Genomic DNA, 13,176 nt, shown 5'->3' with positions numbered 1-13,176 from the left:
ATCGGAGGCGCCGCGCATGCGCCTCCAAACTCTTGCTCAAGCCGCGGCTTTCTTGCCCGACTTTGCCCAGTCCATGTAAAGCTCCAGCGCTTTGCGAGCGATGGGGCCTTCCTGGAACTGCAGGTCGTCCAAGCGGTTGATCGGCACGATTTTGGAATAGTTGCCGGAGGTGAAGATCTCGTCGGCGGCGTTGAAATCCTCGACCGTGAGCGTGCATTCGCGCACATCGTGACCGGCGGCGCGCAACAGGCCGATGACGCGCGAACGGGTGATGCCTGAGAGGAAGGTGCCATTGGCAACCGGCGTCATGATGACACCATCCTTGACCATGAAGATGTTGGAGGACGCCGTTTCCGCCACGTTCCCGTTCATGTCGCGCATCAAGGCATTGTCGAAACCGCGGTTCTTTGCCTCGATGATGGCGCGCCCGCTATTGGGGTAGAGGCTGCCGGTCTTGGCGGATGTCATGGCGACTTCCGGGTTCGGCCGGCGGAAGGGCGATACCGTCAGCGAACTGGGCTGGGCGGTGTGCATGGGTGCTTCGAACAGGCAGAGCGCGAAGCGGGTGGATTCCGGATCGGCAGCGACGACGGAGAAGGGCGAACCATGCTCGGCCCAATACATGGGCTTGATGTAGATGGCGGTCTTTCCATCGAACTTCTTCACGCCTTCCAGCGCCAGATGCTCGATTTCTCCCGGCGTCTTGGTGGGCTTCATGCCCATGTTGATGGCGGAACGGTTGACGCGCTGGCAATGCAGATCGAGATCCGGCGAGATGCCGTCGAACCAACGCGCGCCGTCAAACACCGTGGAGCCCAGCCACATGGCATGCGATGTCGGGCCGATGAGCGGCGGGTTGCCGCTGATCCATTCGCCATCGACGAAGGTCCAGGTGGTGCTGCGGGGCGCTGTGTTGACGGACATTTTTCTTCTCCTCGGATACCGTTTTCACGCCACTGAATGCCCGTGAGACGGGAGGGTCAAGAATTTTTTGCCGCTGATTTTTTGATTGAAAGAAAATTGCGCCAAAGCGGAAAATCCGGAAATTTCCCGCCTCCATCATTCAGGCGCATAAATAAACCTATCAGCCCGAGTGATTAATCATCGCTATGGTTGACGTTGATGCTGTTGCGGCTGCGGCAGGAGCGGAGAATCCTGCCCGGAGCCATGGCCAGGCGCTCTTGCCGAACTGAACTGGCGGTCGATCATCGGAATACTCAGCACAATGGCGATGAGAACGACAAGCAACAGGAACCAGGTAATACGCATAGACCTCTTCTCTTGTTCGCCGGGCAGCACGAGGAAGATTTACTCACTACACTTTTATAAGGCTCAAATGCGGTAGGCGCTATGCGCTGCATCAATTGTCGTCAATTCCGCAACAGCGAACACAAGTGCGACGACTTGAACTGGCCTTGCGCGGACCCAAGTTATGACTGGTCCCAATCCCGCCTTTCCGAAAGGCCCTTTTTCACCACCATGTTTCACGAGGTACACATGATTCCCACCGTTACCGCCAATGGCGCCAATATCCCGGCGCTCGGCTTGGGCACTTTCCGCATGCCGGGCGAAGATGTCATGCGCGTCGTTCCCAAGGCGATCGAACTTGGCTTCCGTCACATCGATACGGCGCAGATCTATGGCAACGAGGCCGAGGTCGGCGCTGCCATTCAGCAATCCGGCGTGGCCCGCGGCGACATTTTCCTGACCACCAAGGTCTGGGTCGACAAATTCGCACCCGACGCCTTTGCCGCATCCGTGGATGAAAGCCTGAAGAAGCTGAAGACGGACTATGTGGACCTGCTTCTGCTGCACTGGCCGCAAAGCGATGTGCCGCTGGCCAGCCGCATGGAGAGCCTCAACGCCGTCAAAAAGGCGGGCAAGGTGCGCAATATCGGCATTTCGAACTTCAACATCGCCATGATGGAGGAAGCGGCAAAGCTTTCGGATGCGCCGATCGCCACCAACCAGGTGGAACTCCACCCCTATCTTAACCAGTCGAAACTGCTGGAAGCGGCCCGCAAGCACGGTATTTCCCTGACCGCTTACTATCTGATGGCGGATGGCCGCGTGCCGAAGGACGAGGTGCTGAAAGACATCGGCTCGCGCCATGGCAAGACGGCGGCACAGGTGGCGCTGCGCTGGGCCGTACAGCAGAAGGATGTCATCGCGCTGTCCAAGACGGCAACCGTTGAGCGCCTTCAGGAGAATTTCGACATCTTCGATTTCGATCTGACGGACGCGGAAATGGGCGAGATTTCAAAGCTTGCCAAGCCTGACGGCCGCATCGTCAACCCCGGTCACCTGCGCCCGCCGCATTGGGATTGAGCGGGGGAGCAGTCGATCTCACTTCACATAGTGATATCGGCACTGAATGATCTGCAGGCGCTGGTCTTCTCCGGCGCCTGCAACATTATAAACAATGCGATGGTCCGCAGTGATGCGGCGGGACCAGAAACCGGAGAGACTGCCTTTCAAGGGTTCCGGCTTACCTATGCCGGAAAATGGCGACCGCTTCATGTCCTTGATCAGTTGATGGATGCGCAGGACTACTGCCTGATCACTCTCTACCCAGAATTCATAATCAGCCCAGGCATGTTCGGTCCAGACCAGTTTCATTCGCCGGCCGGATCCCGCTCGATCACCTTGCCCCCAGCCAACTGCTCCATGCTCTCACGCAGACGATCCGCGTTCGCAGGGTTGGAAAGAAGATGTAGCGTTTCCTGCATGCTCTCAAACTCGCCTTCCGCGATGACGACCACAGATTCCGCTCCCTGACGCGTCACCAGAAGCGGCGCACGCGATTCAAGCACCGCATCAAAATGCGAGGCGAAGTTCTGTCGGAATTCCGTGAAGCGAACGTGGGGCATAGGTCACCTTTTTATGTACATAAATCTGTACATATATTATGGCAACACGTCAACGCAGGAAGTGGTAGGCCAGATACACTGCGATGAGAAGAACGGCCGCGATGCCAGTGATGAGGCTGAGGCGTTTTTCAATGAAGTGGCGCATTTCCTCGCCATAGCGGTTCAGAAGCCAGGCCAGCGCAAAGAAGCGCGCGCCACGAGCGACAATAGCCGAGACGATGAACCAGAACAGGCTGAAATTTGCGACGCCTGAAAGAATGGTCACCACCTTGATGGGTGGCAGATGCGCGGCACCGGAGGTGACGAGCAGCAGCAGGATCGTTTCCCAGTTCACGGACGCGGCCAGTTCATCAAAGGTATCGAGCTTGCCGTAGAGGACGAGAACCGGCTTCGCGATCGTCTCGAACGCATAATGGCCGATCATCCAGCCCAGGATTCCGCCCAGCACCGATGCCGCCGTTGCGATGGCCGCATAGAGATAGGCGCGCTTCGGCCTCGCCAGTACCATGGGTACGAAGAGCACATCGGCGGGCACGAGGAAGAAGGAACTTTCCACAAAGGCGATGATGGCGAGCCACCACGCGGCAGCCCTGCGGGCAGCGAGCGCCATGGTCCAGGCGTAGAGTTTGCGCAGCATGGGAGTTCCTTAAAGAATGACCCCGCCGCATTAGAGGGTGATGAAAGGCGTTGCAAGGTGATTGCCCCTGACGATGGGACTTGCCAAAGATTGGAAGTCACACTACCTTTCATTAGAAAGGATTGAGCACAATGGTTTCACCAGAAAGAGCAAACTCGTCAAACGCCAGTGTCGTGGTATCAAAAGCGGTGCTGCGCGCCTGCGAGCGACTGGAGATACGGGGGCGTCTACTGGGTCGCATTCTGGGCCTGTCAGAGGCCTCCATCTCGCGCCTCAAGCACGGTGACCTGACACTTTCTCCTGAAGAGAAATCGTTCGAACTGGCCCTGTTGTTCATCCGTCTCTTCCGCTCGCTGGATGCCATCACCGGGGGCGACGAGGGCGTTGCCCGAGCCTGGATGCGCAACGAAAACAGCGCGCTCGGTGGCGTGCCGATCGACCGTATTCTCACGATTGCAGGTTTGACCGATGTCCTTGCCTATCTGGACGCCCGACGCGCTCTCGTCTGAAGCACAGCCCATCGAGGGCCGCTTCTGGCGAGTGGTGGAGGCGCAGCATCAGGTATCGACCATGAAACTGGTGGATACGGTGGATGAACAGGCGCTTCTGGAAAGCCTGCTGGAGGATACAAAGCCTGTTCTTCCGCCAGACGCGATCGGACTGGACTATCTGCTGGCCACGCCGTTTCGCTATGGTGCGATCTACCCCCATGGCTCCCGCTTTCGCCGTGCGGGCCGAACTCCGGGCGTATTCTACGCGGCCAAAGCGGTGTCGACCGCCGTGGCAGAAATGGCCTTTTACCGACTGCTGTTCTTTGCCGAATCTCCGCTGACGCCACTTCCGGCGAATGCTGCCGACTATACTGCCTTCGCAGTTGAGATCAGCACGCAGGCAGGTCTCGACCTTTCGGCGCCACCATTGTCCGATGACGATCTGCTCTGGACGCATCCGACAGAATACAGCGCCTGTCAGACGCTGGCGGATAGCGCGCGGACGGCAGGCATCGAGGCTCTTTTGTACCGCTCGGTTCGCGATCCGGCCCGTGGCATGAACATCGCGCTCCTGACGGCCAAAGGCTTTGCGAAGCGCGAGCCAGTGGAGCGCCAGAGCTGGCGCATTCATTTTTCCGCCCGCCATGTGCAGGCGCTCTGCGACTTCCCGCGCCAGCGCATCGGCTTTCGGCTGGATGACTTCGCGCAGGATCCGCGGATCGCTACCCGCCTCACCTGATCCTTGCCATTCCCTGCCGCAGCGCCTCGGAGCCGCCCTCACCCAGATCCTCATCCACCTGTGCATGAGTTGCCGTCCAGATCGGCAAAGCGCGCTGAAGAAGCAGCAGCCCCTCCTTCGTCAATTTCAGCAGGCGGCTGCGGGCATCCTTAGGGTCGGTTAAGACATCGATCAGCCCTCGCCTCTGCAGGGGTTTCAAGGCTGCCGTCAGGGTCGTGCGGTCCATATCCAGCACCGAGGCGACTGAGCTCATCGTTGCCGGTTGCGGCCTGTTCAGGGACATCAGCATGGAAAACTGCCCGTTCGTGAGACCGACGGGCCGCAGAGCATTATCGAACCGGCGCGCCAGGGCACGCGCTGCCCGCTGTGCATGCAGACACAGGCAGGTATCGCGAACATGAATGGTTGTCGAAAAAGGAATCACAACTTCATTTGACATGGCTTATATATGTTGATATCAACCTATTTGTCAAGATGATCCAGTCTGAGGAGGCAGCGATGGAGCATGCAGTGGCAAGCCGTGAGGAATGGCTGGAGGCGCGCAAGCAGCTTCTGGTTCGCGAGAAGGAAATGACGCGTCTGCGGGATGCCATCAACCGCGAGCGGATGGCGCTGCCCTGGGTGAAGGTGGAGGAGGATTACCGTTTTCAGACCCCGACGGGCGAGAAGAGCCTCAGCGACCTGTTCGACGGACGCAGCCAGCTCATCACCTATCACTTCATGTTCGGGCCGGACTGGGAGGCAGGGTGCGAGGGCTGCTCCTTCCTCGCTGATCATCTGGACGGCACGCTTGCGCATCTCAACCATCACGATGTGACACTGGTGTGCGTCTCGCGCGCGCCGCTGGAGAAGATCGAAGCCTACAAGCGCCGCATGGGCTGGAAATTTCCGTGGGTCTCATCCTTCGGGTCACGCTTCAACTATGATTTCGGCGTTTCGTTCACGCCCGAACAGCTAGCATCAGGCTCTGTCTTCTACAACTTCCGTGAGACCCCGACGCCGCAGGCGCATGACGAACTGCCCGGTCAATCCGCCTTCTATCGCGATGGCCAGGGCCAGATTTTCCATACCTATTCGTCCTATGCGCGCGGCGGCGAAGAATGGCTGGCGACCATGATGATCCTCGATACCGCGCCGCTTGGCCGCAATGAAAGCGAAACGATGAACTTCATCAAGCGCCATGACGAATATGAGACGGCGCCGAAAACCGGTGGCTGCTGCCATTAACAGAATACGGGAGGAGACCAACATGCCATCGACAGCCCATGGAAAATTCATCTGGTGCGAATTGATGACCACCGACATGCAGGCCGCCAGCGATTTTTATGCAAAGGTCGTGGGCTGGAGTGCCAAACGCATGCCCATGCCGGGGGCGGACAATTTCGAATACGGCATATTCGACACACGCGCAGGTGACAAGGACTGCGGTGTTGCGGGCTTCATGACAATCCCACCCGAGATGGCAGGCCATATGCCGCCGAACTGGACCGGCTATGTGGGCGTGGACGACGTGGATGAGACTGTCCGGCAATTCGAAGCCGAAGGCGGTTCCGTTCGCCGGCCAGCAGAAGACATTCCCGATGTCGGTCGCTTCGCCGTGGTTGCGGATCCGCACGGGGCGGTGATCTGCATCATGACACCGAAGCCAATGGACAACCCGCCGCCCATGGCCGCCATGGGAACGCCGGGGACATTCGGCTGGCACGAGCTTTATGCGGGCGAGGCGCACGAGGCGCTCGCCTTCTATGGCAAGGTTTTCGGCTGGACGCTGGATCACGCCATGGATATGGGCGACATGGGCAAATACCTGATCTTTGCCCATAACGGCCAGCCGATCGGCGGGATGATGACAAGGCCGCCGCAGGTGCCGGTGCCGTGCTGGGCCTATTACGTTAACGTGCCTTCCGTGCAGCAGGCCGTGACCACCATCGAAGCGTCTGGCGGCAAGGTCATCTTCGGGCCACAGGAAGTGCCGGGTGGCAGCTTCATCATTAATGCCATCGACCCGCAAGGCGCGCATTTTTCGCTGGTGTCTGCCGGATCGTAAGGCGAACCATGGCCGCCGCGAACGCGTTCGGCGGCCATGACTTTATCAGCCGATCGAGATGGTGCGATCACAGGTCTTTTCGATCAGCGCCGTATCGTGGCTGACGAGCAGCAGAGCGCAGCCGCGTTCACGCGCCAGTTCCACCAGAAGCTCCACGGTTTCCTGCTGGGTGATGAGATCGAGCCGCGACGTTGGTTCATCGGCAAACAGGAAAACGGGATCGAGCAGCAACACCCGCAGCAGGGCGAAACGCTGCAATTCGCCGCCGGAGACCTGATCCGGCCGGCGATCCAGCAGATGTTCTGCAAGCCGCAAACGCTGCATCAGTGGTGCGATGCGCACCTCTTCCAACTGGTGCAGAGCCACGAGATCGGCAAGGCTTTGCTTGAGTGTGGCCCGCGCCGGAAAGGCCGCTGGTGGATCCTGATAGAGCTTCTGGTAGCGATGGATCGAGATCCCGGTTGCCCGCTGCACCTGACCCGCATCCGGCTTCAGGAGGCCAAGAAGAATGTCACCCAGCGAGCTTTTGCCGGACCCGCTCGGTCCCGTGACGCCGATGATCTCACCCGGACGGATCGTGAGATCGACGCCGGAAAACAGCTGCTTGCCGCCACGTGTCTTGCCTATGCCTGTCGCCTCAAGAACGGGCGCGCCTGCGCTGGATATTTCGACATCCAGTGTCTGCCAGTTTTCAGGATCGGCGGCGATCAGACGCCTGGTATAGTCATGCGCCGGATTCGCCAGAACCTCCAGCGCCTCCCCCTGCTCCACGATCCGGCCTTCCAGCATGATGGCGAGATCGCCGCCCATCTGGCGGGCAAGGGCCAGATCATGGGTGATCACCAGAACGCATCCGCCTGCCCTCACCTCCCGCATCAGAAGTTCGATCACCTCATCGCGGCGGGCGACATCCAGCCCCTTGGTCGGTTCATCGGCTATGACGATGCGCGCACCGCCCGCACGGGCTGCGGCAAAGGCGACGCGCTGAGCCATGCCGCCAGACAATTGGCCCGGAAGCTTTCGCCTCGCCTCCGCGACACCCAGTTGCTGAAGATCCCGATTGGCGGACTGACGGGCCACATCACTCTCTTCGTTGCGCAGGAAACGATAGCCTTCCTCCACCTGCGCTTGCGCCGCCATGATGGGGTCCAGCGCCAGCCACGGCTCCTGCGGCAGGATGCTGACCTTGCGTCCCCAGAGCCGCTTCTGGCTGCCGGGACGGCCAAGATCGAGCGTCTCACCCTCGATGCCGAGCTGGCCGGACGCCATCAAACCCTCTGGCAGCAGCCCCATGACCGCCTGCGCCAGCAGGCTTTTGCCCGATCCGGTTTCGCCCAGAATGGTGAAGGGACGGCCCGCTTCCAGCGAAAAGGAAAAGGGCTGTACCAACTGCGCCTCTGTCGTATGGACGGCTGCATCCCGCACTTCCATCAGCGTGCTCATGCCGTTTCCTTTCCGGAATTTTGCCTGCCCGCCAGCAATTGCAGGGCCAGAACCATCAGGAAAATTACGGCGATGGGCTGCAACAGCGCATGCGGTGCCTCTTCGTAATAGGGCAGAAGCTCGATCATCATGAGCCCGAGTTCAGGCGTGGGCGGACGAACGCCGACGCTGACGAATCCAAGGGCTGCAATGGCCATGATCGCGGAAGCAGCACCGAATGCACCGAGCCGCAGGAGGATAGCCGAGATTTCCGGCCAGACGTGTCGCTTGAGAATGTAGACCGGACCGAAGCCCAGAAGGCGCGAGGCTTCCACCGCAGGTGAATTGAGGATGGGCCGAGCCAGTGCCCTCGTCACGCGGAAATATTCGATCCACAGCACCAGCGAGATGCCGAGGTAGAGCATGGCCGGATTATCCGGCACGATGGCCGTGAGCATCAGGACAAGCAGAAGGCCGGGGAGTGCCAGAAGCGATTCCGACACGGCACCGATGGCCCGATCGATGAAGCCGCCGCGCCATGCTGCCAGAACGCCCAGCAGGATGCCCGGGACCATGGCCGTGACGACCGAAAGCAGCGCCAGCCCGAGCGAGAGACGCAAAGCCGCAGCCAGCCGTGCCGCCATGGAGCGGCCCAGATGATCGTAACCGAACCATGCGGCAGAGGATGGCGGCTGTAGCGAATGCCGCAGGCTCTGCTTCAGCGGATCGGCGCCGCCAATGATCAACGGCAGGAAAGCAAAGACCACGAGACCTGCGAGTATGAAGAGGCCAAGCGACTTGCGCAGGGAGAACCGCAAGGCGGGAGTTTGCGCGAAAACGAGACTGCTCATGCATCCCTCCTACGCGGATCGATGATGTAGCAAAACCCGTCGACTGCCGCGTTCAGAACCACGAACATCAGCCCCATGACCAGGGCGGCGCCCTGAATGACAGGCACATCGCGCCCGAAGATGGCATGCACCAGGGCATGGCCGATGCCCGGCCAGGCGAACAGGGTTTCCACCACGACGACGCCTTCCACCAGATAGATGAACTGGACGCCGAGATAGGTGACGATGGGCACCGCCACATTGCGCAGGCCATGGCGGCGAAAGACCTGCCATTCCGGCAGGCCCTTGGTGCGGGCAAAGCGGTAGAACTGCGATTGCGCCACCTCTGCCATGGCATCCCGCGCCACCTGAGCGGACACAGCCGCAAGCCCGAGCGCCAGCGTGAAAGCAGGCAGGACGAGATGGCTGCCATGGGCATGACCAGCCGTCGGCAACAGGTTGAGCATAAGCCCGAAGATGACGATGAGCCCAAGACCCACCACGAATTGCGGCAGCGCCCTCAATGCAGTCGATACCAGCATCAGGCCGCGATCCAGAAAGCCGCCGCGATTGAGACCGGCAAGAATGCCAAGTAGCGGACCGATCAACAGCGATAGCAGAATGGCCGAGACAGCCAGTTGCAGCGTATGGCCAAGCTGCATCACAAGCTCATCCCAAACCGGCTCCCCGCTGACCAGCGAGGTGCCGAGATCGAGCCGCACCAGATCATACAGCCACAGACCGAAAGCCTCGATGGCAGGTCTGTTGAGATCCAGTTCGGCGGCCACTTTTGCTGCCGCCGCGCTATCCACGACATCATAGCCATAGCGCCCCGCAGCAATGCGATACGCCACATCGCCGGGCAGAAGCCGGATCATGATGAAGGTCAGAAGCCCCACCGTGAAGGCAACCAGAACCGCCTGAAGCAGACGGTTGAGGATCATTCGCATCACTTGCCCCACCGCATGGTTTCAAGACCGAAGGTGCGCTCGAACGGATCGATGGCAGCCTTCTCCAGCTTTGGCGAGACGGCAACTGTCTGCTGATACCAGGCAACGGGGATGACCGGCAGGTCTGCCTGGATCGCCGCAACCGCCTGATGACGAAGCGTCTCGCCTTGGCTGGCATCGGCAATGCGCGTCAGCCCGTCGAGCGCCTGCTGGAAGCTTGCGTTCGTCCAGTTCATCGCGCCCCAATCGCCACCCGTCGGGCCGTAATCGGAGAGCATGGTGCCGATCGGATCCGGCACGAGGGCGAAGTTGCGCGCCATCAGCCCCAGTTCCAGCGTGCCGTTCTGGTGCCTGGCGGGGATTTCGCTGGAATTGGTGGAATTGATTGTCACCTCGACGCCGATTTCCTTCCACTGCTCCTGCAGGACCGCCGCCAGCAGAGGCAGTTCGGGGCGATCCGGATAGGTGGTGAGGGTCAGCGCGAAACGCTTGCCATCCTTGACCAGAATGCCATCGGCGCCCTTTTTCCAGCCAAGGCTGGCGAGCAGGCCCTCAGCCTTTTCCGGATCGTAGCTGAGCGGAGAAAGGGATGCATCATGCCAGATGCCAAGGCTTGGCGGGAAAAGCTGCGTGGCCGCTGCCGGATAACGCAGGATGGCGGTGGCGAGACCTTCACGATCTATGGCAAGGCTCAAAGCCTCGCGCGCCTTCACATCGCTCAGGAAAGCATGGCCGGCATTGAGCTTGATCAGCACGCTGCGGGGAATGGACACCGAAATGAGCTTGACCTTGTCGCTCTTGGCAAGGCGGGTACGGCTGGCCGGATCGAGGTTGAAGACGTAATCCGCATCACCGCTTTCGGCCATCAGGGCGCGGGTTTCAGCGCGGCTGACGGACAGATAGCGGGCCTGCTCGATCTCAGGTTTTGCGCCCCAATAGCCATCGAAGCGCTCGACCGCGAGGCTTTGCGGCGCTTCCAGCTTTGTCAGCTTGAAGGGGCCACTGCCGATGATGGATTTGACATCCGCGCCAGCATAGGATGCGGGCGCGAGGATCTGGGCACGGCTTTCGGCAAGGAAAGGCAGAAGCGGCGCGAAAGGCTTGGAAAGCGTGATCTTCACCACCGCCTCGCCCTCTGCCGTGATGGCCTCAATCGGCGCCTTGCTGAGAAGACCCGGCTTGGCGCGGGCAATGTTGAGCGCGGAGGCAACCGCTTCTGCCATCAGCGCAGACCCATCATGGAAGCGGACATTCGGCTGAAGCGTGAAAGTCCACGTCTTTCCGTCTTCCGAAACAGTCCACTGCTTGGCCAGTGCGGGAACAGGATTACCCTGCGCATCCGCCTCGACCAGCGTTTCCACAATGCGCATCCGCAGGAACACATCGCCGGATTTCGCCGGATCGAGACCGGTGATCTCGAAGGGCGCGACCACATCCACTACGCGATCTTCTGCCGCGAAGACCGATGAATTTGCCAAGAGAAGACTGACAGCAACGCCTGCCATGAGGTTTCTGAACATGAGTCACCATAAATGTTATACAATTACTTTGCTCATAAACAGCAATTCAGCCGATGTCCATGGGGTGGAATCCGGGAAAATGTGGAGGGCGATTGCGGACTGTCAGTCCTGACGCAGCTTCACCGTCACGCCTCTGGCCGCAAAGAAAGCAAGGCCAGACAGGCAGGCGGATGCACCCCAGAGATAGAAGATCGCAGATGTCGGGGTCTGTGCCGAAAGCTGGGCCTGCGCTCCAAACAGGGATGCGAGCCCTCCGATGACGCTGGAGCCGAAGACGAAGCCGCTGGTTTCCAGCGAGGGCAGAAGGGCACTTGTCGTCATGCGGTGTTCGGGATCGGCATCTTCGATGACGGCATGGCTGGCGCTGGCAAAAGCCATGGCAAAGCCTACGCCGTTGAACACCTGACCGACGAGAACAAGAGGCAGGACGAGAGTGTAAAGCCCAGTGGAGACAAGTGCTGCGCCGCAGATCTGCAGTAGTGGCCCAATGCGCATGATACGCTGGCGTATAGCCAGATTATCGATGCCGCCAATGGGTATGGCCGCCACACTCCAGCTCAGTGAAAGCGTGATGAGAACCAGTCCGACCTTGACCGGCATAAGTCCCAACCGATGATGCAGCGTATAGGCGAGGAATACGGTCGAGACGCTTTGCGCGCACATCATCAGAAACAGCAGCCAACTGCCGCAGCCGACCGTGGACGAGACGGTGAACAGGCGTGGCGGAATGAGCCGATGCGGCGTCACAGGCTTCTCGGCCCGCTTCTCCTTCGGCAAGGCAAACGGCATGACGATGAAGAACAGGGCAACGACCGGAACGCTGACCGCGAGCGCTGCACGCCAGCCGACATGCTGCACCGTCAACCCACCCGCGAATGGCCCCAGTACGGCGGCGGCCGCCCAGAGCACAGCCTCCACGGCAAAGATGCGCGGCACGAGTTTTGGCGGAAAGAGATCGGCAATCAGCGAATAGGACAGAGCCACAATCCAGCCATCGGCCAGACCCTGTGCCACACGCCCCACCAGCAGCATGGGCGCATTGAGGGCGGTGAACTGGATGACGATTCCCACCAGATAGATGACCCCTGCTCCGGAGAGCGCCAGGCGCGCGCCGAACCGTCGCCGCAATGGCGATGCTGACAATCCGCCGACGATGACAAAGGCAAAGAACGCTGCATAGACGAAAGGCAGATAGGCAATGCCGCCCAGCGCCTCCAGCGCAATGGGCAGAACCGGCGCTATCGCTACCTCGTTGAAGGCATGCAGGCCGATGCCGGCTGAAATGGCCAGAAGGCGCAGACCATAGGGCGCACCAAGGATCTGCCGCCAACCGCTTGGCTCCGGCTCATCATCTTCAGGCACCGTTTGGTGAGGGGATTGCTGATCCATGCCATGTCTCCACCCCTCAGGACTTAGAACAAGGGGCAGAAAGGTGTAGAGCCGGAACCTGCCGAAAGGTCAATGCAATTGGTGCACGGCGAAATCCTGAAACCACAGTACACAACATGATTGCAAGATCCCCTCCCCGACCCTCCTCCAAAGGGAGGGAGCAGGTCGAGCATGCCGTTACCCTGAGACCTCACGAAATTTGGACCTAGGTCGTGGTGATGATTTAAGGATTGGGATTCCCAAAAGAGCGCAAATCGGATTCAAAGCTGATTTTGGAGATC

The 13,176-nt window shown here is 60.0% G+C and carries 16 protein-coding genes; 5 read left to right on the top strand and 11 right to left on the bottom strand.

Annotation, left to right across the window (positions count from 1 at the left end; all coding sequences use genetic code 11):
• Positions 1-36: 36 nt before the first annotated feature.
• Both MUU53_RS06175 and MUU53_RS06170 read right to left on the bottom strand, forming a co-directional pair.
• Complete coding sequence (locus MUU53_RS06175; protein WP_247260115.1) at positions 37-924, bottom strand: branched-chain amino acid aminotransferase; 888 nt, start codon at positions 922-924, stop codon at positions 37-39.
• Between the two features lie 183 nt (positions 925-1,107).
• Positions 1,108-1,269, bottom strand: coding sequence for a hypothetical protein (locus tag MUU53_RS06170; protein WP_247260114.1), 162 nt, complete (start codon positions 1,267-1,269; stop codon positions 1,108-1,110).
• Positions 1,270-1,500: 231 nt separating this feature from the next.
• On the opposite strand from MUU53_RS06170, the gene MUU53_RS06165 reads away from it, so the two are divergent.
• Complete coding sequence (locus tag MUU53_RS06165; RefSeq protein WP_247260241.1) at positions 1,501-2,328, top strand: aldo/keto reductase; 828 nt, start codon at positions 1,501-1,503, stop codon at positions 2,326-2,328.
• Positions 2,329-2,346: 18 nt separating this feature from the next.
• On the opposite strand, the gene MUU53_RS06160 is transcribed toward MUU53_RS06165, so the two are convergent.
• Genes MUU53_RS06160 through MUU53_RS06150 form a run of 3 tightly spaced genes read right to left on the bottom strand, consistent with a single transcriptional unit; the run spans position 2,347 to position 3,507 of the window.
• The gene (locus MUU53_RS06160) at positions 2,347-2,619 is read right to left on the bottom strand and encodes a Txe/YoeB family addiction module toxin (protein WP_247260113.1); all 273 of its coding nucleotides are present in this window, start codon (positions 2,617-2,619) and stop codon (positions 2,347-2,349) included.
• Complete coding sequence (locus tag MUU53_RS06155) at positions 2,616-2,870, bottom strand: type II toxin-antitoxin system Phd/YefM family antitoxin (protein WP_247260112.1); 255 nt, start codon at positions 2,868-2,870, stop codon at positions 2,616-2,618. Before MUU53_RS06155 ends, MUU53_RS06160 begins: the two co-directional genes overlap by 4 nt.
• A gap of 49 nt (positions 2,871-2,919) precedes the next feature.
• Positions 2,920-3,507 (bottom strand): YqaA family protein, encoded by a 588-nt coding sequence (locus MUU53_RS06150; RefSeq protein WP_247260111.1) that lies wholly within the window; start codon positions 3,505-3,507, stop codon positions 2,920-2,922.
• Positions 3,508-3,638: 131 nt separating this feature from the next.
• Between MUU53_RS06150 and MUU53_RS06145 the strand changes: the two genes are divergently transcribed.
• Together MUU53_RS06145 and MUU53_RS06140 are read left to right on the top strand one after the other, a co-directional pair.
• A complete protein-coding gene (locus MUU53_RS06145) occupies positions 3,639-4,016 on the top strand; it encodes an MbcA/ParS/Xre antitoxin family protein (protein WP_247260110.1) in 378 nt (125 codons plus the stop codon).
• On the top strand, positions 3,976-4,737 hold the full coding sequence (locus MUU53_RS06140) for an RES family NAD+ phosphorylase (protein WP_247260109.1): 762 nt from the start codon (positions 3,976-3,978) through the stop codon (positions 4,735-4,737). The genes MUU53_RS06145 and MUU53_RS06140 overlap by 41 nt, the downstream gene beginning before the upstream one ends.
• Here MUU53_RS06140 and MUU53_RS06135 read toward each other — a convergent pair.
• Positions 4,730-5,176: a MarR family winged helix-turn-helix transcriptional regulator gene (locus MUU53_RS06135; protein WP_247260108.1), complete on the bottom strand. Its 447-nt coding sequence runs from the start codon at positions 5,174-5,176 to the stop codon at positions 4,730-4,732. The two genes, MUU53_RS06140 and MUU53_RS06135, sit on opposite strands and share 8 nt — an antisense overlap.
• A 59-nt stretch (positions 5,177-5,235) precedes the next feature.
• On the opposite strand from MUU53_RS06135, the gene MUU53_RS06130 reads away from it, so the two are divergent.
• Both MUU53_RS06130 and MUU53_RS06125 read left to right on the top strand, forming a co-directional pair.
• Positions 5,236-5,964, top strand: a complete 729-nt coding sequence (locus MUU53_RS06130; protein ID WP_062553231.1) for a DUF899 domain-containing protein — start codon at positions 5,236-5,238, stop codon at positions 5,962-5,964.
• Positions 5,965-5,986: 22 nt separating this feature from the next.
• Complete coding sequence (locus MUU53_RS06125; RefSeq protein ID WP_247260107.1) at positions 5,987-6,784, top strand: VOC family protein; 798 nt, start codon at positions 5,987-5,989, stop codon at positions 6,782-6,784.
• Positions 6,785-6,829: 45 nt separating this feature from the next.
• Here the strand turns inward: MUU53_RS06125 and MUU53_RS06120 are convergent, their stop codons facing one another.
• The 5 genes from MUU53_RS06120 to MUU53_RS06100 all read right to left on the bottom strand — a co-directional run bounded on the left by MUU53_RS06120 (position 6,830) and on the right by MUU53_RS06100 (position 12,895).
• A complete protein-coding gene (locus tag MUU53_RS06120) occupies positions 6,830-8,227 on the bottom strand; it encodes an ABC transporter ATP-binding protein (RefSeq protein ID WP_247260106.1) in 1,398 nt (465 codons plus the stop codon).
• The gene (locus tag MUU53_RS06115) at positions 8,224-9,057 is read right to left on the bottom strand and encodes an ABC transporter permease (protein WP_247260105.1); all 834 of its coding nucleotides are present in this window, start codon (positions 9,055-9,057) and stop codon (positions 8,224-8,226) included. Before MUU53_RS06115 ends, MUU53_RS06120 begins: the two co-directional genes overlap by 4 nt.
• Entirely contained in the window at positions 9,054-9,980 is a 927-nt protein-coding gene (locus MUU53_RS06110; RefSeq protein ID WP_281435014.1) for an ABC transporter permease, read from the bottom strand. Before MUU53_RS06110 ends, MUU53_RS06115 begins: the two co-directional genes overlap by 4 nt.
• A gap of 5 nt (positions 9,981-9,985) precedes the next feature.
• A complete protein-coding gene (locus tag MUU53_RS06105; protein ID WP_247260103.1) occupies positions 9,986-11,506 on the bottom strand; it encodes an ABC transporter substrate-binding protein in 1,521 nt (506 codons plus the stop codon).
• A 102-nt stretch (positions 11,507-11,608) separates the two neighbouring features.
• Positions 11,609-12,895, bottom strand: coding sequence for an MFS transporter (locus MUU53_RS06100; RefSeq protein WP_247260102.1), 1,287 nt, complete (start codon positions 12,893-12,895; stop codon positions 11,609-11,611).
• Between the last annotated feature and the right edge of the window lie 281 nt (positions 12,896-13,176).

Source organism: Affinirhizobium lemnae, from assembly GCF_022968395.1.
GTDB classification, from domain to species: domain Bacteria; phylum Pseudomonadota; class Alphaproteobacteria; order Rhizobiales; family Rhizobiaceae; genus Neorhizobium; species Neorhizobium lemnae.
The sequence above is the reverse complement of the archived record's forward strand: the minus strand, read 5'-3'. Positions and strand labels throughout refer to the sequence as shown.